Origin of the sequence: Streptomyces sp. NBC_00094 (genome assembly GCF_026343125.1) — a bacterium.
Taxonomy (GTDB): Bacteria; Actinomycetota; Actinomycetes; order Streptomycetales; family Streptomycetaceae; genus Streptomyces.
In genome coordinates, this window is sequence record NZ_JAPEMB010000001.1 from 6,648,973 (window position 1) to 6,671,700 (window position 22,728).

Genomic DNA, 22,728 nt, shown 5'->3' on the forward strand with positions numbered 1-22,728 from the left:
CCCAGCGAAGAGAGCTGAACCGCCATGCCCCCCACCGTCCGGCACACCGTCGTGGACAGCCCGTACGAGCCGCTGACCCTCGTCGCCGTCGACGGCGTCCTCAGCCGCATCCACATGACCGGCCAGCGCCACCGTCCGCCCGAGGAGACCTTCGGCGAGCCCGACCCGCGCCCCTTCGGCGAGACGGTCCGCCAGCTCGACGCCTACTTCGCGGGCGACCTCACCGAGTTCGACCTCCCGCTCCACCTGGTCGGCACCCCGTTCCAGCTGCGCGTGTGGGAGGAGCTGTGCCGCATCCCGTACGGGGAGACCCGGACGTACGGCGAACTGGCCGAGGCCCTCGGCAACCCCAGCGCCTCCCGGGCCGTGGGCCTCGCCAACGGCAAGAACCCGGTCGGCATCGTCGTCCCTTGCCACCGCGTGATCGGCGCGGGCGGCAGCCTCACGGGCTACGGCGGCGGCCTCGACCGCAAGCAGCGCCTGCTCGCCTTCGAATCGGGGACGGAGGAGCCCGCCGGCCTGTTCTGACAGCAGGGCCTGTCGTCAAAGTCCCGCCTGGGCGCGGCGACAGGCCCTACCGCAGCCGGTCGAGCAGCGCGGGCAGCGCCGTGCCGATCGGCTCGCGCACGACCTCGTCGGCGACCGGGTCGTACGGGGTGGGCTCGGCGTTCACGATGATCAGGCGGGCCCTGTGCTCGGCCGCGATCCCCGCGAGGGAGGCGGCCGGCTGGACCTGGAGGCTGGAGCCGACCGCGACGAACACCTCGGCCGCCTTCGCGATCGCCATGGCATCACCGAGCACCACGGGATCGAGCCGCTGCCCGAACATGACCGTCGCCGACTTCAGGATCCCGCCGCACACCCGGCACGCCGGATCGTCCTCACCGGCCCGCACCCGGTCCAGGGCCTCCTCCATCGACGAGCGGGCGTGGCAGGCCGTGCACACCACCGACCGCGCCGAGCCGTGGAGTTCGAGGACCTTCCGGCCCGGCACGCCGGAGGCCTGGTGCAGGCCGTCCACGTTCTGCGTGATCACCCGCAGCGCGTGGCCGCTCCGCTGTTCGTACGCGGCGATGGCGTGGTGCGCCACGTTCGGCTCGGCGTTCAGCACCGGACCGTCGAGCCGCATGCGCCACGAGCGGCGGCGGATCTCCGGGTCGGCCATGTACGGCCCGTACGTGACGAGCCGCTCGGCCTCGGGGTCCTGCCGCCAGACACCGTTGGGCCCCCGGTAGTCGGGGATGCCCGAGTCCGTGGAGATACCTGCTCCGCTGAGAATCGCGACCATGGTCATATGACGAGCCTAGGCACCGGGAAACCGCTCCCGCGAGCGGGTTTCCGGGTGTTAGGTTCCCGGCATGGCCAAGGTGAACATCGCGCTCGACGCCGAACTCGTCGTGGAAGTCATGGTCCTGGCGGGGATCGGGAACCCCCAGGACGCGGTGGAGGCGGTGGTCCGCGACTACATCGCGCGCGGACACCGCACCGAGGCCCGCGTCGCCGGCCGCGACGAACCGCACCGCACCGGCGAACTCCTGCCGCCGGAACCCCCGCAGGGCTAGGCCCGAGTCACCCCCGCGCGGGGTGCCCGTTCTCCAGCTCCACCGGCCCCCGGCCCGTCGCCAGGACGTCCAGTGCGGCGACGACGCGCCGGCCGAGGCTGCCCGGCAGGTGCGCGGTGACCTCCCCGGGCTCGATCAGCTTCCAGGAGAGCAGCTCCTCCTCCTGGAGCCGGATCTCCGCGAACCGCTCCGCGGCCAGCACCCCGCCGTCGTACACGTACGCCACGACCGGCGGCCGCGCCGTCCCGTGCGACCAGTCGACCGCCAGCAGCGCGCCGAGACCGATGTCCAGTCCGATCTCCTCCGCCGTCTCCCGGCGGGCCGCCTGCCGAGGCGTCTCGCCCGCGTCGGACTCGATCGTTCCGCCGGGCAGCGTCCAGCCCTCACGGTAGTTGGGCTCCACGACCAGGACGCGCCCCTCGGGGTCCCGGAAGAGCGCGGCGGCGCCGGCCAGGACGCGGGGGAGGCCGGCGATGTACGCGGAGTAGTCGGTGGTGGTCATTGCGTCAGCGTAGCCAACCGCAGCGTCCGCTCCGCCAGTTCGCCGATCCCCACGCCGTCGTAGCCGAACACGGCGCTGCTCACCCGGTCCCGCAGCGGCTCCGACCACTGCGGTGGGATCGCGGCAGCCCCGCACATCACCCCCGCCACCGAGCCGGCCGTCGCCCCGTTGGAGTCCGTGTCGAGGCCGCCGCGCACGGTGAGCGCGATCGTGCGGGTGAAGTCCCCCTCGCCGTACAGGAGTCCGGCGGTGAGCACGGCCGCGTTCGGGACGGTGTGGATCCAGCCGAGCCCCGCCGTCCACTCCTCCGCCTCGGCCAGCGTGCCGGACCAGTCGAGCCCCGACTCGTACAGGGCGATCGTCCCCCGTACGGTCCGGGCGAGACGGCTGCTCGCCGGCACCCGCTCCAGACCCGCCTCCAGCGCGGACCGGACGTCGGGCGCGGTGAAGGCGGCGGCGATCGTCGCCGCCACCCACATCGCCCCGTACACACCGTTCCCGGTGTGCGAGAGGACCGCGTCCCGGCGCGCCAGTGACGCGGCGAGGCGCGGATTCCCGGGGCACGTCCAGCCGTACACGTCGGCCCGGATCAGCGCGCCGATCCACTCCTGGTACGGATTGTCGTACGTCGCCGTCAGCGGCGGCCGCAGCCCGTTCGCGAGGTTCCGGTAGGCGGCCCGCTCGGCCGTGAACGTCTGCAGGTACGGCAGCCGCGACAGCCACTCCTCGCCGACCTGCTCGGTCGTGAACGCGGAACCCCGGGTCTCCAGGAGGTGCAGCCCGAGGATCGACCAGTCGACGTCGTCGTCCCGGCAGCTCCCGTCGATCCCGCCGCGCACGCACCGGGGCCACTCGGGACGCAGCTCGAATCCGGTGGCCCCGGGCGGCGGGGGCGGCAGGTAGTCGGTCAGCGGGAGCGCGTCCGTGAGACGCAGGTACGCGTCGATGTGCTCCCGCGTCCAGTGGTCACCGCGCTCCACGGGCTTGCCGAGCATGTTCCCGGCGATACGACCGGTCCAGCCGCCCAGGACGCGGTCGGCGAGGTCCGCGTGGGTGTGCGCCACGGCGGGTCAGCCCTCCTCTTCCTCGGAGTCGGTACGGGCCTTCGCCGCCCGCCGCAGCCGGTGGTGGCGGGCGCCGCCGCCCTGCTCGGTCATCGCCTCACCCACCAGCGCCCGCACCGCGTCCCGCATCCCGTGCAGGGCGTGGTGCCGGACCGGACCCGCCCCCGGGTCCTCCCGCAGTTCCTTCAGGAGCGCCCAGCACAGCGCGAGCATGACGATCACGAACGGCAGGGCCACCAGGATCGTCGCCGTCTGGAGCGAGTTCAGACCGCCCACGACGAGCAGGACCGCCGCCACGGCCGCCATCAGGACACCCCAGGTCACCACGAGCCAGGTCGGCGGGTGGAGCGAGCCCCGGCTCGTCAGCGAACCCATGACCAGCGAGGCCGAGTCCGCGCTCGTGACGAAGTACGTCATCACCAGGATCATCGCGATGACCGAGGTGACCGTGCCGATCGGCAGCGCCTCCAGCATCGCGAACAGGGAGGCCTCCGGCCCGTCCGCGACGGCCGTCGCCAGGTCCGCGGCGCCGGTCGACTCCAGCCGGATGGCCGTACCGCCCATCACGCAGAACCACACGACGGTCGCGCCGGAGGGCACGAGCAGCACGCCCATCAGGAACTCGCGGATCGTCCGGCCGCGCGAGATCCGGGCGATGAAGGTGCCGACGAACGGCGCCCAGGACAGCCACCACGCCCAGTAGAAGATCGTCCACACGCCCAGCCAGTCGGGGTCGGTGAACGCGCCCGTACGGCTCGCCATCGGGATCAGCTGGTGCAGGTAGCCGCCGACCGAGGCCGGGATGGTGTCGAGGATGTAGACGGTCGGGCCCAGGAGGAAGACGAAGAGCATCAGGCAGCCGGCGAGGACGATGTTCAGCGTGGAGAGCCACTTCACGCCCTTGTGGAGACCCGAGAAGGCCGACAGGACGAAGGCCGCCGACAGCGACACGATGATGATCAGCTGGGTGGAGGTGGAGTTCTCCACGCCCATCGTCAGGTTCAGGCCCTCGGCCACCTGGAGGGCGCCGAGCCCCAGGCTCGTCGCCGTGCCGAACACCGTCGCGAACACCGCGAGCAGGTCGATCGCCCGGCCGGGCCAGGAACTCGCCCGGCGGGCACCCATCAGAGGGACGAAGGCCGAGCTGAGCCGGTTGCCGCGGCCCTTGCGGAAGCCCGCGTACGCGAGGGCGAGGCCCGCGATGCCGTAGATCGCCCACGGGGTGAGCGTCCAGTGGAAGAACGAGTACTCCATGGCGGTACGGGCCGCCGCGCCGGTCCCGGCCGTGACCCCGCTCGCCGGGGGCGGGCTCAGGAAATGCTGCAGCGGCTCCCCGACCCCGTAGAACATCAGGCCGATGCCCATACCGGCGCTGAACATCATCGCGATCCACGCGAGGTTGGTGAACTCGGGCTCCGAGTCGTCCGCGCCGAGCCTGATCCGCCCGAAGCGGCTCAGGGCGATCACCACGCACAGGACGAGGAAGGTGTCCGCGGCGACCACGAAGAGCCAGGCGAAATTGGACAGCACCCACTGGAGTGCGCTGGTCGAGGCGCTGTCGAAGGAGTCCTCGCCCAGCGCGGCCCAGGCGACGACCGCCACGACGGCGGCGATCCCGATGGCGATGACCTTGCCGTCGGGCGTGTGCCGTTCGCTTGGGGGCTGTTCGATCGGTTCCGTACTCATGTGACCCCACTATGGTGCGGAATATCGCTTTATCAGGGGGTGGCACGCCGTCTGGCGGTACGGATAGGGTCGGCCCTGGCGCGACTGCACGTTCGAAAGCAAGGGATGCAAGGTGACGGACGGGGCAGCAACTCAGGTCGCTCACGTGCTCGTGGCGGCTGACAAGTTCAAGGGTTCGCTCACGGCCGTACAGGTCGCGGAGCGGGTCACGGCAGGTCTGCGACGGGTCGTCCCCGATCTCGCGGTGGAGACCCTGCCCGTCGCCGACGGCGGCGACGGCACCGTCGCGGCCGCGGTCGCGGCCGGTTTCGAGCGGCGCGAGGTACGGGTCACGGGGCCGCTCGGCGAGCAGGTCACCGCGGCGTTCGCGCTGCGCGGCGGCACGGCGGTCGTCGAGATGGCGGAGGCCTCGGGCCTCCAGCTCCTCCCCGCCGGGGTCTTCGCTCCGCTGACCGCGACGACGTACGGCTCCGGTGAGCTGCTCCGCGCGGCGCTGGACGCGGGCGCGACCACGGTCGTCTTCGGCGTGGGCGGCAGCGCCACCACCGACGGCGGTGCCGGCATGCTCGCGGCGCTCGGTGCCCGCTTCCTCGACGCGGCGGGCGAGCCCGTCGGCCCCGGTGGCGCGCCCCTCGCGGAACTGGCCACGGCGGACCTCACAGGCCTCGACCCCCGCTTCGCCTCGGTCGACCTGATCCTGGCCAGCGACGTCGACAACCCGCTCACCGGCCCCAAGGGCGCGCCCGCCGTCTACGGCCCGCAGAAGGGCGCCACCCCGGACGACGTCCGGACGCTGGACGCGGCCCTCGCCCACTTCGCCACCGTCCTGGAGAAGGCCATCGGCCCCAAGGCGGCCGAAGCGGCCCTCGCGCCCGGTGCGGGCGGCGCGGGCGGCATCGGCTACGGGGCCCTCATCCTGGGCGCGAGCTTCCGCCCCGGCATCGAGCTGATGCTGGAGGTCCTGGGCTTCGCCCCGGCCCTGGAGCGGGCCACGCTGGTCATCACCGGCGAGGGCTCCCTCGACGAGCAGACCCTCCACGGCAAGGCCCCGGCGGGCGTCGCCGCGGCGGCCCGCGCGGCCGGCAAGGAGGTCGTCGCGGTCTGCGGCCGCCTGGCCCTGCCCCCCGAGGCCCTCGGCACGGCCGGCATCCGCCGCGCCTACCCGCTCACGGCCCTCGAACCCGACACGGCGAAGTGCATCGCGAACGCGGGCCCGCTCCTGGAGGACGTGGCGGCGAACATCGCGAGGGACTTCCTGACGTAGGCCCCGTCGTCCCGTTGTGGGCAGTCGTTCCGCCCCAGCGGGACGATCGCCCACACGGCGTACGGTGGGTGCCCCTCCCGGGCCTACCCCGACGCCGTCAGCCGGAACGCGTCCAGCGCCAGCGTCATCTCCGTCAGGTCCCGCGGCCGGGACAGCGACCGTGACGTCAGCTGCTCCAGCCGTCGCAGGCGGTTGAAGACCGTGTTCCGGTGGCAGTACAGGCGCCCCGCCGCCCGCCCCGCCGACCCCTCGCAGTCGAGCCACACGTCCAGCGTCTCCAGCAGGACAGCCCGGTCCGCCGGGTCCAGCTCCAGCAGCCCGCCCAGGACGTCCGAGACCAGCAGGCTCGCCATCTCCGGCTGGCCCACCACCAGCGCCCCCGTCATCCTGCGGTCGAGCCGTACGATCTGCCGACTGCCCGGCGGGCACGTGCGCAGGGCCAGCTCCGCGAGGCGCCGCGCCCGGCCCAGCTCGGTCAGGCCGACCACGACCGGGCTGATCCCGCCGGGCCCCGGGCACCGCCCGTCGAGCAGCTCCGACAGCGCGTCGAGGCCGGTCTCCCCGGCCAGCGCCACCACCCCGATCTCGCAGTCCGCGCCCATCCGCCACAGGAACCGCACACCCTCGCCCTGCACCTGCCGGTGGAACGGCTCCCGCTCCTCCCGCCGGTCGTAGCGCAGCACCACCACCGCGTACCGCCCCTGCTCGGCGAGGTCCAGGCCCGCCGCCGCCCGCGCCACCAGCTCCGGCGCCCGCTGCCCCTGGAGCAGCGCGTCCAGGAGCGCCTGGAGCTGCTCGTCGGTCCGGCGCCGCAGCTCCGCCTCCGTCGACCGGTACGCCTCCGATGCCGTGTCCGCCTGCGCGTCCACCGCCGACCACACCGTCGTCGCCGACTGCATCAGCGCCGCGAGCTGCGCCGTGTCCTCCCCGGCCCCCTCGATCAGCGCGTCCCACACGAGGTGACCGGCATGGCGGTACGCGTGCACGACCAGCTCCAGCGGCATCCCCTGCGCGGCCCGCCGCCGGCCCATCGCCTCCGCCTGCTGCAGGTCCCGCCGGGGCGAGTTCCGGGGCGCCGAGATCATCTCGATCCCGATCCGCATCGCCTCCTGAGCCTCCAGCCAGTGCTGGTCGTACGGCAGGATCCGCCCGTAGGCGGGCTCGTACGCGTGCAGCTCCTTCAGATGTTCGTCCACCAGCTCCGGTACCCGCTCCAGAAGCGCCGTGCACGCCTGCGCGAGCACCTTCCAGTCGTCACCGGTCCGCCGTCTGCGCCGTCCCATGTCCGGAGGATCCACCGCCCCGGCCCCCGCGGCACACCCCCGGCGCGCAGCGTTGTGCGCATGCACAGCCCACCGCCGTCCCCGCTGGTCACCGGCAGCGATTCGGCCACGGGACGTGGACGGACGGTCCGGCGCGGTGTTGGGGTGAGCGCCACTGAACGGCCGGGTAACAAAGGACGGCCGGGGAAGGGGATCCATGGGAGGAACCGCACCCGCCCTCGAGGTCAAGGACCTCACGGCGGGCTACGGACCGGTGCGCGCGCTGCGCCAGGTGTCGCTGACCGTACCGGCGGGCGCCGTCGTCACCGTCCTGGGCGGCAACGGCGCCGGCAAGTCGACCCTGCTGCGGGCCGTCTCGCGCACCCTGCGGTTCCACGGCGGGTCCGTGGTCTCCGGCACGGTGAGCCGCGACGGCCGGCCGCTCGACGGGCTCCCGCCCGACCGGGTCGTCGCCGCAGGCGTCTCCCAGGTGCCCGAGGGCCGCCAGGTCTTCGCCCGGATGACGGTCGAGGACAACCTGCGCGCGGGCGCTCTCGGCCGCCGCGCCGACCGGGCCTCGAAGGCCGCCGCGCTGCGCCGGGTCCACGAGCTCTTCCCGGTCCTCGCCGACCGCGCCCGCCAGCAGGCCGGGCTGCTCTCCGGCGGCGAGCAGCAGATGCTCGCCGTGGGCCGCGCGCTCATGGCCGCGCCGGGCCTGCTCCTCCTCGACGAGCCCTCCCTCGGGCTCGCTCCGCTGATGGCCGCCCGGATCGCGGACGCCGTACGCGAGATCAACGCCCAGGGCACGGCGGTGCTCCTCGTCGAGCAGAACGCGGCACTCGCGCTGCGCCTCGCCTCCCGCGCGTACGTCCTGGAGGTCGGCGAGGTCACCCTCTCCGGCCCGGCCGCCGAGCTCGCCGCCTCCGACGAGGTACGCCGCCGCTACCTGGGTGTCGTCGACGAGGACGCCGCCGCCGACGCGGCCGACGCCCGCGCCGCGCACCCGGTGCTGTCCCGCTGGGAGGAGACCCGATGACCGACGCACCGCCCCCTCCCGAGGCCTCCCCGGACGTCCCCGCCCTCGTCGTCGAGGACCTGACCGTACGGTTCGCCGGGCTCACCGCCCTCGACGGCGTCGGCTTCACCGTCCGACCCGGCACCGTCCACGCCCTCATCGGGCCCAACGGAGCCGGCAAGTCCACCTGCTTCAACGTGCTCTCCGGCGTCTACCGGGCCACCGCCGGCTCCGTCCGCCTCGGCGCGCACGAGCTGACGTCCCTGCCCCCGCACCGGATCGCGGACCTCGGCGTCGGCCGGATCTTCCAGAACCTGGCCCTCCCGCCCCGCGCCACCGTCGAGGACAGCCTGATGCTGGGCCGCCACCGGCTCACCCGCACCGGTTTCCTCGCCGCCGGGCTCCGGCTCCCCTCGGCCGCCCGTGAGGAGGCCCGGCACCGGGCCAGGGTCCGGGAGATCGCCGCCTTCGTCGGCCTGGAACGGCAGCTCGCGCAGCCCGCGGGTTCCCTCCCGTACGGGCAGCAGAAGCTCGCCGAACTCGCCCGCGCCCTCTGCATGGAGCCCAGGCTCCTGCTCCTCGACGAGCCCGTCGCCGGCATGACCGCCGACGAGCGGCGCCGTACCGCCTCGGTCATCGCGGGCGTCCGCGACGGCCTCGGCATCTCGGTCCTGCTCGTCGAACACGACATGGGGCTGGTGATGCGGCTCGCCGACTCCGTCACCGTCCTCGACTTCGGCCGCCGCATCGCCGACGGAGCCCCCGGCGACGTCCAGAACGACCCGGCGGTCGTCCGCGCCTACCTCGGAGAGGAGACCGCCGCGTGAGCACCTTCGCCGAATTCCTGATCAACGGCGTCTCACTGGGCTCGATCTACGCCCTCATCGCCCTCGGCTTCGTGGTCATCTTCCGCGCCACCGAGGTCGTCAACTTCGCCCACGCCTCCCTCCTCCTGGCCGGCGGTTACGTCACCGCCGTGCTCCACGACGAGATCGGTTTCTGGCCCGCGCTGCTCGCCGGGATCGCGGGCGCCGCGGTGGTCGGTGCCGCCGTCGAGTTCTTCGTGATGCGCCGTCACCGCGGCACCGACCACAGCGTCCTCGCGATCGTCACCATCGGCGTCGACATCCTGCTCGCCACCGAACTGACCCGCCGGATCGGCACCGACATCCTCGCCCTCGGCGACCCCTGGGGCGACGCGGTCCTCACCGTCGGGCCGGTCACCATCGCCCAGACCAGGATCGCCGCGCTGCTCGTCGCGGCCCTCCTCATCACCGCCTTCCTGCTCGCCTTCCGGTACACGTCCTGGGGCGTCGCCATGCGGGCCGCCGCCGAGAACCAGGAGACGGCCGCCCTCATGGGCATCCGGCTCGGCCGGGTCTCGCTCGGGGCCTGGGCGGTGGCCGGCGGACTGGCCGCCGTCGCCGCGCTGTTCCTCACCGTCTTCCCGACACCCGGCCTGGAGCGGGCCACCTCGCTCGCCGCGCTCAAGGCCTTCCCCGCCGCCATCCTCGGCGGCCTCGACTCCACCACGGGCGCCCTCGTCGGCGGACTCCTCGTCGGCATCACCGAGTCCCTCGCCACCGGCTACCAGGGAGACCTGGCCTTCCTCGGCCGGGGCATCGGCGACGTCGCCCCCTACCTCGTCATGGTCGCGGTGCTCCTGATCCGCCCGGCCGGACTCTTCGGCACGAAGGAGCTCGCCCGTGTCTGATGCCCTCGTCCGGGGCGGACTGCTGGTCCGTACCCCCGCGGTGTACGGATGGGCCGTCGCCGGCCTCCTCCTCACCGCCCTCCCGTTCTACCTGGACCGGTTCTGGCTCCAGGCGGGGCTGTTCGCGATGGCCGCCGCCCTCGGCGCCCTGGGAATCAACCTGTTGACCGGTGCCACCGGACAACTCTCCATGGGGCACGCCTTCTTCCTCGCCGTCGGCGCCTACGGCTACTGCCTCTTCGCCGGCGACGGCGCGGACGGACTCGCCGGACTCGGCCTGCCCGGCTGGCTCGCCGCCGTCCTCGCGGTGGCCCTCTCGGGCCTGGCCGGCGGGGTGTTCAGCCCCATCGCGGGCCGGCTGCGCGGCGCGTACCTCGGTATCGCCACCCTCGCGCTGATCTTCATCGGACAGCACGTGCTCTTCAACGCCCATGACCTGACCGGCGGTTACAACGGCCGGGCCGTCCCGCCGCTGAGCCTCTTCGGGCTGACCTTCGACGACAGCGAACTCCTCGTCGCCCAGGTGCCGTTCGGCGCCGTCGAGAAGCTCTGGTACCTCGGCCTCCTCCTGCTCCTCGGCGGTGTGCTGTTCGCCAGGGGAGTCCTCAGGGGCCGCCCCGGACGCGCCATGAACGCCATCCGGGACCACCGGATCGCCGCCGGAGTCATGGGCATCCCCGTGGCCCGCTACCGCGCCGCCGTCTTCGTCCTGTCCTCGATGTACGCGGGTCTGGCGGGCGTCCTGCTCGCCCTGGTCTTCCAGCGGACCGTGCCGGAGTACTTCGGCATGGCGCTCTCCCTCGAATACCTGGCCATGATCGTCATCGGCGGGCTCGGCTCGGTCGCCGGCGCGGTGGCCGGAGGCGTCTTCGTCTCCCTCCTGCCGCAGCTCCTCACCCGGTACAGCGACGCGCTGCCCCTGGTCTCCGCCCCCGGGACGGGCGGGATCGCACCGGGGGAGGCCTCGCGCTACCTGTACGGCGCCGCCGTGGTCGCGGTGGTCCTCTTCCTGCCCGGCGGCCTGGCCCGCCTGGCCTCCCGGAAACCCAAGAGCCTCACACCCGAGAGCCCCACATCCAAGAGCCCCACACCCACCACCGAACCCTCAGGGGAGACACGATGACCCACCGCAGACAGGCCGTGCGGGGCCTGGCCGCCGCGCTCGCCGCACTGGTCGCCCTCACCGCCGCCGGATGCAGCTCCAAGGCGAAGACCGGCGACGGCAAGCAGACCGGCGCGGGCGGGGTGAAGACCGGCGAGGGCGTCACGGACAAGACGATCGCGCTGGGCGCCCTCACCGACATGACCGGTGTGTACGCCACCCTCGGCAAGAGCGTCACCCAGGCCCAGCAGCTGTACGTGAAGCAGGTCAACGCCGCCGGCGGGATCTGCGGCCGGCAGCTGGAGCTCACGGTCCGCGACCACGGCTACGACCCGCAGAAGGCGCTCGCCGCCTACACCGAGCTGGAGCCGAAGGTCGTCGGCTACACCCAGTTCATCGGCTCCCCGTTCGTCGCCGCCGTCAAGCCCCGCGTCGACGGCCAGGACAAGGGGCTCGTCCTGCCGCAGGCCTGGTCGGCCTCGCTGCTCGGCTCCCCGTACATCCGCGTCCTGGGCGCCACGTACGACGTCGAGACGATCAACGCCGTCGACTTCCTGCTCAAGGAGAAGGGGCTCAAGTCCGGCGACAAGCTCGGCCACGTCTACTTCGAGGGCGACTACGGCGAGAACGCGCTGAAGGGCTCGAAGTACGCCGCGGGGAAGGCCGGTCTCACCGTCGTCGAGCAGAAGATCAAGCCCACCGACAACGACATGTCGGCGCAGGTCTCGGCGCTCAAGCAGGCCGGCGTCAAGGCCGTCGTCATCAGCGCGGGCCCGCGCCAGGCGGCCTCCCTCGTCGGCGTCGCCGCCGCCACCGGCCTCAAGGTCCCGGTCGTCGGCAACAACTCCGCGTTCGCCCCGCAGCTCCTCGGCACCCAGGCGGGTCCCGCCCTGGAGAAGATGTACTGGTTCGCCTCCCCGAGCCTGCCCATCGGCGCCGACACCCCGACCGCGAAGAAGCTCGTCGCGGACTACAAGGCCGCCTACCCGAGCGACAGCCTCGACAACGGCATCGTCGCCGGCTGGACCGCGGCGAGCGTCTTCGGCGAGGCCCTGAAGAAGGCGTGCACCGACAAGGACCTCACCCGCGAGGGCGTCGACAAGGCGCTCCTGAGCATGAAGGCCCACGACGCCGGCTTCGGCATGACCCACGACCTCGGCGACCCGAAGGCCCCGTCGTCCCGCCAGTCCGTCATCATCCAGCCGGACAAGTCGGTCCCCGGCGGCATGCGCACGGTCCGCATGCCCTTCGTCGCGGAGGCGGCGCAGAGCTACACGCCGTAACCCTCGTCACCCTCCACGCCCCGGCCCGGCATCCGGGCCGGGGCGTCGCGGATCTTCACGTCCCCGAAACATCACGGTGTGAAGCTCGGCCCATGACCGCACGCATACCCGTGTCCGCCGCACGTGTCGAGGAGAACCGCTCCCACCCGCGCCTCCGCGACCTGCTGGCCGAGTACCACCTGTTCAACCAGGCCGAGAAGGGGACGGCGGTGGAGACCGTCGCCGAGCTGCCGGCCGTATACCGCGGTGAGGCCGAGGACCCGGCCGGCGCGTTCGCCGTCGACACCGTCCTGCTCGTCACCGCGCCCGGGGACGACACGCCGTCGGGCTGTGCCGTCCTCAAGGCGTCCCGCGCGGGCGCCGCACCCGAGATCAAGCGACTCTGGATCGCGCCCGAGGCCCGGCGCAAGGGTCTCGCTCAGGCCCTCATGGCCGAGGCCCTGCGCCGGGCCGCCGCGTCGGGAGCGCCCGCCGTACGCCTCACGGTCTGGTCCTGGCGACAGGAGCCGCTCGCCCTCTACCGGAGCCTCGGCTTCGCGACCGTCGACTCCTGGGACGAGCGACCGGACCTCGTCTGCCTGGAGAAGCCGCTCGGCTCGGAGGAGCCGCTCGGCTCGGAGGAGCCGCTCGACGTCATCGAGCGCCTCACCCCCGAGGCCGTACGCGCCCACGCCCCCGCCGGGCTCGCCGCGCTCCTCGTGGACGCCGTCGACAGCGGGGCCTCCGTGGGCTTCCTGGCACCGCTCGAGGCGTCCCGGGCGGCCGGCTGGTGGTCGGGCGCCGCCGAGGAGGCCGCGGCGGGAGTACGGGACGTCTGGGCGGCCCACGCCCCGGACGGGAGCCTCGCCGGTGTCGTCACCCTCGTCCGTACCGGAGCGGACAACGGCCGCCACCGCGGCGAGATCGCCCGGCTCCTCGTGCACCGGTCCGCCCGGGGCAGGGGCCTCGGCCGCCGCCTCCTCGCCACGGCCGAGGCCCACGCCGCCGCCACCGGCCTCCGCCTGCTCGTCCTGGACACCCAGACCGACTCCCCGGCCGAGCGCCTCTACCGGGGAGCGGGCTGGACGGCCGCCGGGTCGATCCCCGACTTCGCCGCCGACCCGGCCGGCACCCTCCGCCCCACCACGCTGTACTACAAGCGCCTCGGATAGCCCCGGGCACACGGAAGGGCCCCGGAGGCGATGTGCCTCCGGGGCCCTTCACGTACCAACGAATGCCTACGGCAGCTGCGCCGCACGCGCCTCCCGGCTCTCACGCCGGTTGCCGCGGAAGGTGTTCACCCGGCGGGCCGTCGCGAAGAGGGGGATCACGGCGCCCATCACGACCTGCAGGGCGCAGCCGGTCTGGAGCAGGAACGCCCCGCCCGGGGCGTCGAACGCCCAGGCCGCCAGCATGCCCATGGCACCCACGATCCAGGCGAGCATCGCCACCGCGAGGACACCCCGCGGCTTGGGGTACTCGACCCGGCTCACCATGAGCCAGGCGACACCGATGATCGCGAGGAGCGTCGGGATGAACGGCAGCTCCAGGAGGACGATCGAGACGACCGTGAGCGCGCCGAAGGGGCTCGGCATGCCCTGGAACATGCCGTCCTTCATCGTCACGCACGAGAATCTCGCGAGCCTCAGGACCACGGCGAGCAGCACCACGATCGCGGCCACGGCCGAGACCTTCTGCTGCGCGTCGTCCGCGACCATCCCGTACACGAGCACGAAGTAGGCCGGGGCCAGACCGAAGCTGATCAGGTCCGACAGGTTGTCGAGCTCGGCGCCCATCGGCGAGCTGCGGAGCTTGCGCGCCACGATGCCGTCGAAGAGGTCGAAGATCGCCGCGCACAGCATGAGGATCACGGCGGTGGCGGCGCTGTTGCGCGCCATGCCGGTCTCGGTGCTGCCCGTGAGGTGCGGGATCAGGATGCCGGTCGTCGTGAAGTAGACCGCCATGAAGCCACACGTGGCGTTACCGAGCGTGAGGGCGTCCGCTATGGACAACCTCAACGACAGCGGCATCTCCTCGGCCTCTTCGGCCGCCTCGGCCTCGGCTTCGGCGGCCCAGTCGGCAGCCCGTGTGTCGGGATCAATCACGGTCAATGCGAGTCACCCCCGCGGTCGTGGCCTGGCCGACCTCGACGGCGACCTCGACACCCTCCGGGAGGTAGATGTCGACACGCGAGCCGAAGCGGATCAGGCCGATCCGGTCACCCTGCTCGACCTTCGTCCCCTGGGGGATGTACGGCACGATGCGCCGCGCCACGGCACCCGCGATCTGGACCATCTCGATGTCACCGAGCTCGGTGTCGAAGTGCCAGACAACGCGCTCGTTGTTCTCGCTCTCCTTGTTGAACGCCGGGACGAACCCGCCGGGAATGTGCTCCACGGACGTCACCGTGCCGGCCAGCGGCGCGCGGTTGACGTGGACGTTCAGCGGGCTCATGAAGATGGCGACCCGGGTGCGTCCGTCCTTCCACGGCATGATGCTCTGCACCACACCGTCGGCGGGGGAGATGACCCGGCCCTGAGCGATCTCGCGCTCGGGGTCGCGGAAGAACCACAGCATGCCGGCCGCGAGCGCGGTGGTCGGCACGGCGATGGCCGCGGCACGCTTCGACTTGCGCGCGCGCAAGAGAGTCAGCGCCGCGGTGGCGACGGTCGGCAGAAGCCACGGCGATGCTCCGCGCGCGAGGCGTACGCCCGTGAGGCTGTCGCGGTGTGCAGAGGTTTGGCTGTGGGGCATGGATGACCTTCGTAGCGGATGATGCCGCACTGGCAACGGGGGGACGGCGGCTTTCCGGCGATGCTATCGGTTGCGGGGCGCAACTGGGCAAGCCAGGAACCGAGTCGACGGCCGGAAGACGAACACAGGGTGTGATCTTCTTCGCGGCCGAACCGACTCAAAAGCCACAATCAACCCTGGAATCGGTACTCCTCGAGCAGCCGACGACCAATGATCATTTTCTGGATCTCGGCGGTACCTTCACCGATGAGCAGCATCGGCGCCTCACGGTAGAGACGCTCGATCTCGTACTCCTTGGAGAACCCGTAGCCGCCGTGAATGCGGAAGGCATCCTCGACGACCTCCTTGCAGTATTCGGAGGCGAGGTACTTCGCCATCCCTGCTTCGAGGTCGTTTCGTTCCCCGGAGTCCTTTTTGCGTGCTGCGTTCACCATCATCGCATGAGCGGCCTCGACCTTGGTAGCCATCTCGGCAAGCTTGAACTGAATCGCCTGGTGTTCCGCGATCGCCTTGCCGAAAGTGTGACGTTGCTGGGCATAAGAGACACCCAGTTCGAAAGCACGCTGCGCGACACCGCAACCACGCGCCGCCACGTTCACGCGGCCGACTTCCACGCCGTCCATCATTTGGTAAAACCCGCGGCCGGTGGTGCCGCCGAGGACCCGATTGGCCGGAATGCGCAGTCCGTCCATGATGAGCTCGGTCGTGTCGACGCCCTTGTAGCCCATCTTGTCGATCTTCCCGGGAATGGTGAGGCCGGGGCGGACCTCTCCGAAGCCGGGCTCCTTCTCGACGAGGAAGGTCGTCATCGACTTGTGGGGGGCGGTGCCCTCCGGGTGTCCTTCGTCACTTCGGACGAGAACGGCGACCAGCGTTGACGTTCCGCCGTTCGTCAGCCACATCTTCTGGCCGTTGAGGACGTACTCGTCGCCGTCGCGCACCGCCTTGGAGGTGATGGCGGACACGTCCGAGCCGAGGCCCGGCTCCGACATCGAGAACGCGCCGCGCGTCTCGCCGGCCGCCATGCGCGGAAGGAAGTAGTCCTTCTGCTCCTGGGTGCCGTGCTGCTTCAGCATGTACGCCACGATGAAGTGCGTGTTGATGATGCCGGAGACCGACATCCAGCCGCGGGCGATCTCCTCCACGCACAGCGCGTAGGTGAGCAGCGACTCGCCCAGGCCCCCGTACTCCTCGGGAATCATCAGGCCGAAGAGCCCGAGCTCCTTCAGTCCGTCGACGATCTGCTGCGGGTACTCGTCGCGGTGCTCCAGCTCGGTCGCGACCGGGATGATCTCCTTGTCGACGAACTCCCGGACGGTCTTGAGGATCTCCTGCTGGACGTCCGTGAGCCCGGCGGTCTGGGCGAGTCGGGCCATGGCTACTTCTCCGTCTTCTTGGCGGGCTCGATCAGCTCGGGGCGGCCGGGCTGCTCGCCGCCGCGCTCCTTGATGTACGTCTCGGTGGGGACCATCACCTTGCGGCGGAAGACGCACACGAGGGTGCCGTCCTGCTTGTAGCCCTTGGTCTCGACGTACACGATGCCGCGGTCGTTCTTCGACTTCGACGGGGTCTTGTCGAGGACCGTCGTCTCGCCGTAGAGCGTGTCGCCGTGGAAGGTCGGCGCCACGTGCCGCAGCGACTCGATCTCCAGGTTGGCGATGGCCTTGCCGGAGACGTCCGGCACGGACATGCCGAGCAGCAGCGAGTAGATGTAGTTGCCGACGACGACGTTCTTTCCGAAGTCCGTCGTGTTCTCGGCGTAATTCACATCCATGTGCAGCGGATGGTGGTTCATCGTCAGCAGACAGAAGAGATGGTCGTCGTACTCGGTGACCGTCTTTCCGGGCCAGTGCTTGTAGACGGCACCGACTTCGAACTCTTCGTAGGTACGGCCGAACTGCATGGGACTCAGGCCTCCGGGATCTCGAACTTGCTGGTGCGCTGCATGCCGGCGGCGCGGCCCTTGCCGGAGATGACCAGGGCCATCTTGCGGGAGGCCTCGTCGATCATCTCGTCGCCGAGCATCGCGGAGCCCTTCTTCCCGCCGGCCTCGGACGTGTAGTAGTCGTACGCGTCGAGGATCAGCTCGGCGTGGTCGAAGTCCTCCTGCGAGGGCGAGAAGATCTCGTTCGCGGCGGCGACCTGGTCCGGGTGCAGCACCCACTTGCCGTCGAAGCCCAGGGCGGCGGCGCGCTGGGCGACGGCCTTGTAGCCCTCCTGGTTGCGGATCTGGAGGTACGGGCCGTCGATCGCCTGGAGGTTGTTGGCGCGGGCGGCCATCAGGATGCTCATCAGGATGTAGTGGTACGCGTCCGCCGGGTAGCCGGGCGGCTGCTCGCCCACGACCAGCGACTTCATGTTGATCGAGGCCATGAAGTCGGCCGGGCCGAAGATGATCGTCTCGACGCGCTGGGAGGCCTGCGCGATCGCGTTGACGTTGTTGAGTCCCTGGGCGTTCTCGATCTGCGCCTCGATGCCGATCTTGCCGACCTCGAAGCCCATCGTCTTCTCGATCTGCGTGAGCAGCAGGTCGAGGGCGACGATCTGCTGGGCGTCCTGGACCTTCGGCAGCATGATGCAGTCGAGGTTCTGGCCGGCGCCCTCGACGACCGTGACGACGTCCCGGTACGTCCAGTGGGTCGTCCAGTCGTTGACCCGCACGACCCGGGTCTTGCCGGTCCAGTCGCCCTCGTTGAGGAACTTCACGATGGTGTGGCGTGCCTCGGGCTTGGCCAGCGGCGCGCAGGCGTCCTCCAGGTCGAGGAAGACCTGGTCCGCGGCGAGGCCCTGGGCCTTCTCAAGGAAGCGCGGGTTGGAACCGGGCACCGCGAGGCAGGAGCGGCGCGGACGCAGACGGTTCACGGGGCTGGTCATGCGGGAACCTCCAGGGGGTCGAGCTTGTGGGCTTTCCGGATCTCGTCGACGATACGGCCGATGATCTCCGTGATACCGAAGTCCTTCGGTGTGAAGACGGCGGCCACGCCCGCGCGCTTCAGATCTGCGGCGTCGGCGTTCGGGATGATTCCGCCGACGATGACGGGGATGTCGGTGGCTCCCGCGTCCCGGAGACGGTCCAGGACGTCGGGGACCAGCTCGGAGTGCGAGCCGGAGAGGATCGACAGGCCCACGCAGTGGACGTCCTCGGCGAGGGCCGCGTTGACGATCTGCTCGGGGGTCAGTCGGATGCCCTGGTAGACCACCTCGAAACCGGCGTCACGGGCGCGTACGGCGATCTGTTCGGCGCCGTTGGAGTGCCCGTCCAGGCCCGGCTTGCCCACGAGCAGCCGCAGCCGCCCGGAGCCGAGCTCGTCGGCGGTCCGCGCCACCTTCTCCCGTACGAGAGCCAGTGGCGTGCCCTCCTCGGCGGTCACCGCGACCGGCGCGGAGGAGACGCCCGTGGGCGCCCGGAACTCGCCGAACACCTCGCGCAGGGCCTCGGTCCACTCGCCGGTCGTGACGCCGGCGCGGGCGCACTCCAGGGTGGCCTCCATGAGGTTCCCGGTGCCCTTGGCGGCCTCCTTGAGGCGTTCGAGGGCCTTGCAGGGGCGCGGGTGGTTGAACGGCGGCTGGTAGCGGTTGTCCCGCCAGGTCTTCAGCGAGCCGACCACGCGCGCCTCGACCGCCGGGTCGACCGTCATGATCGCCGTGTCGAGGTCGGCGGTGAGGGGGTTCTCCTCCGTCGACTGGAAGATGTTGACGCCGATGATCTTGTCGTCGCCGGACTCGATCCGGGCGCGCCGCTCGGCGTGCGAGGAGACGAGCTGGGACTTGAGGTAACCGGACTCGACGGCCGCCATCGCGCCGCCCATCTCCTGGATCCGCTCGATCTCGGCCAGGCACTCCTCGACGAGCGAGTCGACCTTGGCCTCGATGACGTGCGAGCCGGCGAAGATGTCCTCGTACTCCAGCAGGTCGGACTCGTGGGCGAGCACCTGCTGGATACGGAGCGACCACTGCTGGTCCCAGGGCCGGGGCAGACCGAGCGCCTCGTTCCAGGCGGGGAGCTGCACGGCCCGGGCGCGGGCGTCCTTGGAGAGGGTGACGGCCAGCATCTCCAGGACGATGCGCTGGACGTTGTTCTCCGGCTGGGCCTCGGTCAGGCCGAGCGAGTTGACCTGCACGCCGTAGCGGAACCGGCGCTGCTTCTCGTTCTCGATGCCGTACCGCTCGCGGGTGATCTTGTCCCAGATGCGGCCGAAGGCGCGCATCTTGCACATCTCCTCGATGAAGCGGACGCCCGCGTTCACGAAGAAGGAGATGCGGGCGACGACGTCGCCGAACCGGTCCTCGGGGATCTGGCCGGAGTCGCGGACCGAGTCGAGCACCGCGATCGCGGTGGCCATCGCGTACGAGATCTCCTGGACCGGAGTGGCCCCCGCCTCCTGCAGGTGATAGCTGCAGATGTTGATCGGGTTCCACTTCGGGATGTTGTTGACCGTGTAGCAGATCATGTCCGTCGTGAGGCGGAGCGAGGGGCCGGGCGGGAAGACGTGCGTCCCGCGCGACAGGTACTCCTTCACGATGTCGTTCTGGGTGGTGCCCTGGAGCTTGGTGATGTCCGCACCCTGCTCCTCGGCGGCCACCTGGTAGAGCGCCAGGAGCCACATCGCCGTGGCGTTGATGGTCATCGAGGTGTTCATCTGCTCCAGGGGGATGTCCTGGAACAGCCGCCGCATGTCACCGAGGTGCGAGACGGGGACGCCGACCCGGCCGACCTCGCCGCGGGCGAGGATGTGGTCGGGGTCGTAGCCCGTCTGCGTCGGCAGGTCGAACGCGACCGAGAGGCCGGTCTGACCCTTGGCGAGGTTGCGTCGGTACAGCTCGTTGGACGCCTCGGCGGTCGAGTGACCGGCGTAGGTCCGCATGAGCCACGGCCGGTCCTTCTGGCGCTCAGTCATCTATGGTCCCGGGCTCAGATGTTGCGGAAACGGTTGATGGCGTCGATGTGCTTCTCGCGGAGTTCCGGGTTGCTGACGCCCAGACCCTCCTGCGGAGCGAGCGCGAGGACGCCGACCTTGCCCTGGTGCAGGTTGCGGTGGACGTCGTAGGCCGCCTGGCCGGTCTCCTCGAGGGAGTAGACCTTCGACAGGGTCGGGTGGATCTTGCCCTTGGCGACCAGTCGGTTCGCCTCCCACGCCTCGCGGTAGTTGGCGAAGTGCGAGCCGATGATCCGCTTGAGTGACATCCACAGGTAGCGGTTGTCGTACTCGTGCATGTAGCCCGAGGTGGAGGCGCAGGTGGTGATGGTGCCGCCCTTGCGGGTGACGTAGACGCTCGCGCCGAAGGTCTCGCGGCCGGGGTGCTCGAAGACGATGTCGATGTCCTCGCCGCCGGTGAGCTCGCGGATGCGCTTGCCGAAGCGCTTCCACTCCTTCGGGTCCTGGGTGTGCTCGTCCTTCCAGAACTTGTAGCCCTCGGCGTTGCGGTCGATGACCGCCTCGGCGCCCATCGCGCGGCAGATGTCGGCCTTCTCCGGGGAGGAGACGACGCAGATCGGGTTGGCGCCGCCGGCGAGGGCGAACTGCGTGGCGTACGAGCCGAGACCGCCGCTCGCGCCCCAGATGAGGACGTTGTCGCCCTGCTTCATGCCGGCGCCGTTGCGGGAGACCAGCTGGCGGTAGGCGGTGGAGTTGACGAGACCGGGGGAGGCCGCCTCCTCCCAGCTGAGGTGGCCGGGCTTCGGCATCAGCTGGTTGGACTTGACGAGGGCGATCTCGGCCAGGCCGCCGAAGTTGGTCTCGAAGCCCCAGATGCGCTGCTCGGGGTCGAGCATCGTGTCGTTGTGGCCGTCGGAGGACTCCAGCTCGACCGAGAGGCAGTGCGCGACGACCTCGTCGCCGGGCTTCCACGAGTTCACGCCGGGGCCGGTGCGCAGCACGACGCCCGCGAGGTCGGAGCCGATGACGTGGTACGGCAGGTCGTGGCGCTTGCTGAGGTCGCTGAGGCGGCCGTAGCGCTCCAGGAAGCCGAAGGTCGACACGGGCTCGAAGATCGAGGTCCAGACCGAGTTGTAGTTGACCGAGGAGGCCATGACGGCGACCAGCGCCTCGCCCGGGCCGAGCTCGGGCAGGGGCACGTCGTCGAGGTGCAGCGACTTGCGCGGATCCTTGTCGCGGCTGGCGAGCCCGGCGAACATCTCGGCCTCGTCCTTGTGGACGGTGATGCCCCGGTACGACTCGGGGAGCGGGATGTTCGCGAAGTCGGCGGACGTGGCGTCCGGCGACTGGATCGCGGCCAGGATTTCCTTCACGGGTTGCCTCCGGCGGTGAGCGTCCGAGGGAGGACGCCTGAGGGTTACGACGGGGAGTGCTGCTGCTGTGGAGGTGTGCCGTCGGTTCGGCTCGGGTGGTGCGGTGGCGCGGCGCGGGTGGGCGCGAGGGTGCCTGTGACGCAGGCGTCCGGGCGCACGAGCCGGTGGCTTGTGGGGACAGCCGACGAACGAGGTGATCTCTGCTCGCCGGCCGCCCGGACAACATCAACGTATGGCACGCCGTGTCACCTGACAAGGCACTGCGTGCCAACAATTTCACTCAGATGCAATCTGCTCGTCACGGATGAGCGATGATCGATCGAAAACTGCCCTGAACTGGGACGATACGAGGACGGCCGCCCCCGGAAACCGGGGGCGGCCGTCGTCTTGGAGCGGTCTTCAGGGGGCGTGAGGGGGGCCTCAGGGGTTCTTGAGGGCCGCCTGGATGGTGCGCATGACCTCGTCGAGAGGGGCGTCCGTACGGGCCACGGCGACCACCACGTCGCCGGTGGTGGAGACCCTGGCGGCCGGCGCCTGCTCGGCCTGCGGGGAGGGGGCCGTCCGGCCCGCGCCTATGCCGGTGCCGAAGGTCTCCCGGACGATCGCGAAGGCGTGGTCGAGCTGGGCCTCCACGTCGCCCTGGCCGCCGGCCCGCAGCCAGCGGCGCAGCACGTGGTTGTGCGCGGTGACGACCGCCGAGGCGGCCACCTCCGCGAGCAGCGGGTCGTCGTTGCCGTCGTGGTGGTCGCGCTCGTCGAAGTGGCCGAGGAGGTAGCGGGTGAACAGCCGCTCGTAGCGGGCCACCGAGGCGATCTCGCGCTCCCGCAGGGTCGGCACCTCACGGGTCAGCCGGTAGCGCTCCACGGAGACGGCGGGGGAGCCCGCGTACATCTTCATGACTTCCTTGATGCCCCGGCACACCGTGTCGAGCGGGTGCTCGTGCGGCGGGGCGGCGTTCAGCACCGCCTCCGCACGCACCAGCGTGTCGTCGTGATCAGGGAAGATCGCCTCTTCCTTGGAGCGGAAGTGGCGGAAGAAGGTCCGCCGGGCGACCCCGGCCGTGGCCGCGATCTCGTCGACCGTCGTCGCCTCGTACCCCTTGGTGGCGAAGAGCTCCATCGCCGCCGTCGCCAGCTCCCGGCGCATCTTGAGCCGCTGAGCGGCGGCACGGGTGCCCGCCGCGCTCTCCGGAGCGTCGGACGGGGACGTGGCACGGGGTGTCTTCGCGGCCTTGGGCATGGTCCGAACGTACTGCATCGGAGCGGGAGTGTGCCCAGGTGGGGGCGGGGAG

At 71.2% G+C, this 22,728-nt stretch carries 22 protein-coding genes; 9 read left to right on the forward strand and 13 right to left on the reverse strand.

Annotated features, from left to right (window positions below; genetic code table 11):
- The first annotated feature begins 24 nt into the window (after positions 1-24).
- The gene (locus OG580_RS29585) at positions 25-528 is read left to right on the forward strand and encodes a methylated-DNA--[protein]-cysteine S-methyltransferase (protein WP_267046698.1); all 504 of its coding nucleotides are present in this window, start codon (positions 25-27) and stop codon (positions 526-528) included.
- A gap of 46 nt (positions 529-574) precedes the next feature.
- Here OG580_RS29585 and OG580_RS29590 read toward each other — a convergent pair whose 3' ends face one another.
- On the reverse strand, positions 575-1,294 hold the full coding sequence (locus OG580_RS29590; protein WP_267046699.1) for a Sir2 family NAD-dependent protein deacetylase: 720 nt from the start codon (positions 1,292-1,294) through the stop codon (positions 575-577).
- A gap of 64 nt (positions 1,295-1,358) precedes the next feature.
- On the opposite strand from OG580_RS29590, the gene OG580_RS29595 reads away from it, so the two are divergent.
- On the forward strand, positions 1,359-1,562 hold the full coding sequence (locus tag OG580_RS29595) for a type II toxin-antitoxin system VapB family antitoxin (RefSeq protein WP_189505364.1): 204 nt from the start codon (positions 1,359-1,361) through the stop codon (positions 1,560-1,562).
- Between the two features lie 7 nt (positions 1,563-1,569).
- Here OG580_RS29595 and OG580_RS29600 read toward each other — a convergent pair whose 3' ends face one another.
- The 3 genes from OG580_RS29600 to OG580_RS29610 all read right to left on the reverse strand — a co-directional run bounded on the left by OG580_RS29600 (position 1,570) and on the right by OG580_RS29610 (position 4,814).
- Positions 1,570-2,064, reverse strand: a complete 495-nt coding sequence (locus tag OG580_RS29600; protein ID WP_267046700.1) for an NUDIX hydrolase — start codon at positions 2,062-2,064, stop codon at positions 1,570-1,572.
- Complete coding sequence (locus OG580_RS29605; RefSeq protein WP_267048174.1) at positions 2,061-3,059, reverse strand: ADP-ribosylglycohydrolase family protein; 999 nt, start codon at positions 3,057-3,059, stop codon at positions 2,061-2,063. Before OG580_RS29605 ends, OG580_RS29600 begins: the two co-directional genes overlap by 4 nt.
- A gap of 75 nt (positions 3,060-3,134) precedes the next feature.
- Complete coding sequence (locus OG580_RS29610; protein WP_267046701.1) at positions 3,135-4,814, reverse strand: BCCT family transporter; 1,680 nt, start codon at positions 4,812-4,814, stop codon at positions 3,135-3,137.
- 112 nt (positions 4,815-4,926) lie between these two features.
- On the opposite strand from OG580_RS29610, the gene OG580_RS29615 reads away from it, so the two are divergent.
- Positions 4,927-6,078, forward strand: coding sequence for a glycerate kinase (locus OG580_RS29615; RefSeq protein ID WP_267046702.1), 1,152 nt, complete (start codon positions 4,927-4,929; stop codon positions 6,076-6,078).
- A gap of 83 nt (positions 6,079-6,161) precedes the next feature.
- Here OG580_RS29615 and OG580_RS29620 read toward each other — a convergent pair whose 3' ends face one another.
- Complete coding sequence (locus tag OG580_RS29620; RefSeq protein WP_267046703.1) at positions 6,162-7,361, reverse strand: CdaR family transcriptional regulator; 1,200 nt, start codon at positions 7,359-7,361, stop codon at positions 6,162-6,164.
- 196 nt (positions 7,362-7,557) lie between these two features.
- On the opposite strand from OG580_RS29620, the gene OG580_RS29625 reads away from it, so the two are divergent.
- The 6 genes from OG580_RS29625 (at position 7,558) to OG580_RS36195 (ending at position 13,605) form a co-directional block, all read left to right on the forward strand.
- Entirely contained in the window at positions 7,558-8,376 is an 819-nt protein-coding gene (locus OG580_RS29625; RefSeq protein ID WP_267046704.1) for an ABC transporter ATP-binding protein, read from the forward strand.
- Entirely contained in the window at positions 8,373-9,182 is an 810-nt protein-coding gene (locus OG580_RS29630; RefSeq protein WP_267046705.1) for an ABC transporter ATP-binding protein, read from the forward strand. Before OG580_RS29625 ends, OG580_RS29630 begins: the two co-directional genes overlap by 4 nt.
- Entirely contained in the window at positions 9,179-10,069 is an 891-nt protein-coding gene (locus OG580_RS29635) for a branched-chain amino acid ABC transporter permease (protein WP_267046706.1), read from the forward strand. The genes OG580_RS29630 and OG580_RS29635 overlap by 4 nt, the downstream gene beginning before the upstream one ends.
- Positions 10,070-10,088: 19 nt before the next feature.
- Positions 10,089-11,192 carry a branched-chain amino acid ABC transporter permease gene (locus OG580_RS29640; RefSeq protein ID WP_267048175.1) on the forward strand — a complete coding sequence of 368 codons (1,104 nt, stop codon included), beginning with the start codon at positions 10,089-10,091 and terminating at the stop codon, positions 11,190-11,192.
- Positions 11,189-12,454 (forward strand): ABC transporter substrate-binding protein, encoded by a 1,266-nt coding sequence (locus OG580_RS29645; RefSeq protein ID WP_267046707.1) that lies wholly within the window; start codon positions 11,189-11,191, stop codon positions 12,452-12,454. The genes OG580_RS29640 and OG580_RS29645 overlap by 4 nt, the downstream gene beginning before the upstream one ends.
- A gap of 92 nt (positions 12,455-12,546) precedes the next feature.
- A complete protein-coding gene (locus OG580_RS36195) occupies positions 12,547-13,605 on the forward strand; it encodes a GNAT family N-acetyltransferase (protein ID WP_323182626.1) in 1,059 nt (352 codons plus the stop codon).
- 66 nt (positions 13,606-13,671) lie between these two features.
- On the opposite strand, the gene pssA is transcribed toward OG580_RS36195, so the two are convergent.
- From pssA to OG580_RS29695, 8 genes are all read right to left on the reverse strand, one after another.
- On the reverse strand, positions 13,672-14,538 hold the full coding sequence (pssA, locus tag OG580_RS29660; RefSeq protein ID WP_267048177.1) for a CDP-diacylglycerol--serine O-phosphatidyltransferase: 867 nt from the start codon (positions 14,536-14,538) through the stop codon (positions 13,672-13,674).
- Positions 14,531-15,187: a phosphatidylserine decarboxylase gene (locus OG580_RS29665; RefSeq protein WP_267046708.1), complete on the reverse strand. Its 657-nt coding sequence runs from the start codon at positions 15,185-15,187 to the stop codon at positions 14,531-14,533. Before OG580_RS29665 ends, pssA begins: the two co-directional genes overlap by 8 nt.
- 170 nt (positions 15,188-15,357) lie before the next feature.
- Positions 15,358-16,563: an acyl-CoA dehydrogenase family protein gene (locus tag OG580_RS29670; RefSeq protein WP_267046709.1), complete on the reverse strand. Its 1,206-nt coding sequence runs from the start codon at positions 16,561-16,563 to the stop codon at positions 15,358-15,360.
- 2 nt (positions 16,564-16,565) lie between these two features.
- Entirely contained in the window at positions 16,566-17,090 is a 525-nt protein-coding gene (locus OG580_RS29675) for a MaoC family dehydratase (RefSeq protein ID WP_267046710.1), read from the reverse strand.
- A 5-nt stretch (positions 17,091-17,095) separates the two neighbouring features.
- On the reverse strand, positions 17,096-18,061 hold the full coding sequence (locus OG580_RS29680) for a CoA ester lyase (RefSeq protein ID WP_267046711.1): 966 nt from the start codon (positions 18,059-18,061) through the stop codon (positions 17,096-17,098).
- Positions 18,058-20,085, reverse strand: coding sequence for a protein meaA (locus OG580_RS29685; RefSeq protein ID WP_267046712.1), 2,028 nt, complete (start codon positions 20,083-20,085; stop codon positions 18,058-18,060). The genes OG580_RS29680 and OG580_RS29685 overlap by 4 nt, the downstream gene beginning before the upstream one ends.
- Positions 20,086-20,099: 14 nt before the next feature.
- Positions 20,100-21,437 carry a crotonyl-CoA carboxylase/reductase gene (ccrA, locus tag OG580_RS29690; RefSeq protein ID WP_267046713.1) on the reverse strand — a complete coding sequence of 446 codons (1,338 nt, stop codon included), beginning with the start codon at positions 21,435-21,437 and terminating at the stop codon, positions 20,100-20,102.
- 420 nt (positions 21,438-21,857) lie between these two features.
- Positions 21,858-22,676 carry a TetR family transcriptional regulator gene (locus OG580_RS29695; RefSeq protein ID WP_267046714.1) on the reverse strand — a complete coding sequence of 273 codons (819 nt, stop codon included), beginning with the start codon at positions 22,674-22,676 and terminating at the stop codon, positions 21,858-21,860.
- Positions 22,677-22,728 lie beyond the last annotated feature (52 nt).

Coding starts and splice junctions, on each gene's coding strand:
- OG580_RS29675 (WP_267046710.1), bottom strand. CDS start 17,090: ATGCAGTTCGGCCGTACCTACGAAGAGTTCGAAGTCGGTGCCGTCTAC.
- OG580_RS29665 (WP_267046708.1), bottom strand. CDS start 15,187: ATGCCCCACAGCCAAACCTCTGCACACCGCGACAGCCTCACGGGCGTA.
- OG580_RS29590 (WP_267046699.1), bottom strand. CDS start 1,294: ATGACCATGGTCGCGATTCTCAGCGGAGCAGGTATCTCCACGGACTCG.
- OG580_RS29610 (WP_267046701.1), bottom strand. CDS start 4,814: ATGAGTACGGAACCGATCGAACAGCCCCCAAGCGAACGGCACACGCCC.
- OG580_RS29625 (WP_267046704.1), top strand. CDS start 7,558: ATGGGAGGAACCGCACCCGCCCTCGAGGTCAAGGACCTCACGGCGGGC.
- OG580_RS29600 (WP_267046700.1), bottom strand. CDS start 2,064: ATGACCACCACCGACTACTCCGCGTACATCGCCGGCCTCCCCCGCGTC.
- OG580_RS29595 (WP_189505364.1), top strand. CDS start 1,359: ATGGCCAAGGTGAACATCGCGCTCGACGCCGAACTCGTCGTGGAAGTC.
- OG580_RS29620 (WP_267046703.1), bottom strand. CDS start 7,361: ATGGGACGGCGCAGACGGCGGACCGGTGACGACTGGAAGGTGCTCGCG.
- OG580_RS29680 (WP_267046711.1), bottom strand. CDS start 18,061: ATGACCAGCCCCGTGAACCGTCTGCGTCCGCGCCGCTCCTGCCTCGCG.
- OG580_RS29670 (WP_267046709.1), bottom strand. CDS start 16,563: ATGGCCCGACTCGCCCAGACCGCCGGGCTCACGGACGTCCAGCAGGAG.
- OG580_RS29630 (WP_267046705.1), top strand. CDS start 8,373: ATGACCGACGCACCGCCCCCTCCCGAGGCCTCCCCGGACGTCCCCGCC.
- OG580_RS29585 (WP_267046698.1), top strand. CDS start 25: ATGCCCCCCACCGTCCGGCACACCGTCGTGGACAGCCCGTACGAGCCG.
- OG580_RS36195 (WP_323182626.1), top strand. CDS start 12,547: ATGACCGCACGCATACCCGTGTCCGCCGCACGTGTCGAGGAGAACCGC.
- OG580_RS29695 (WP_267046714.1), bottom strand. CDS start 22,676: ATGCCCAAGGCCGCGAAGACACCCCGTGCCACGTCCCCGTCCGACGCT.
- OG580_RS29685 (WP_267046712.1), bottom strand. CDS start 20,085: ATGACTGAGCGCCAGAAGGACCGGCCGTGGCTCATGCGGACCTACGCC.
- OG580_RS29605 (WP_267048174.1), bottom strand. CDS start 3,059: ATGCTCGGCAAGCCCGTGGAGCGCGGTGACCACTGGACGCGGGAGCAC.
- OG580_RS29645 (WP_267046707.1), top strand. CDS start 11,189: ATGACCCACCGCAGACAGGCCGTGCGGGGCCTGGCCGCCGCGCTCGCC.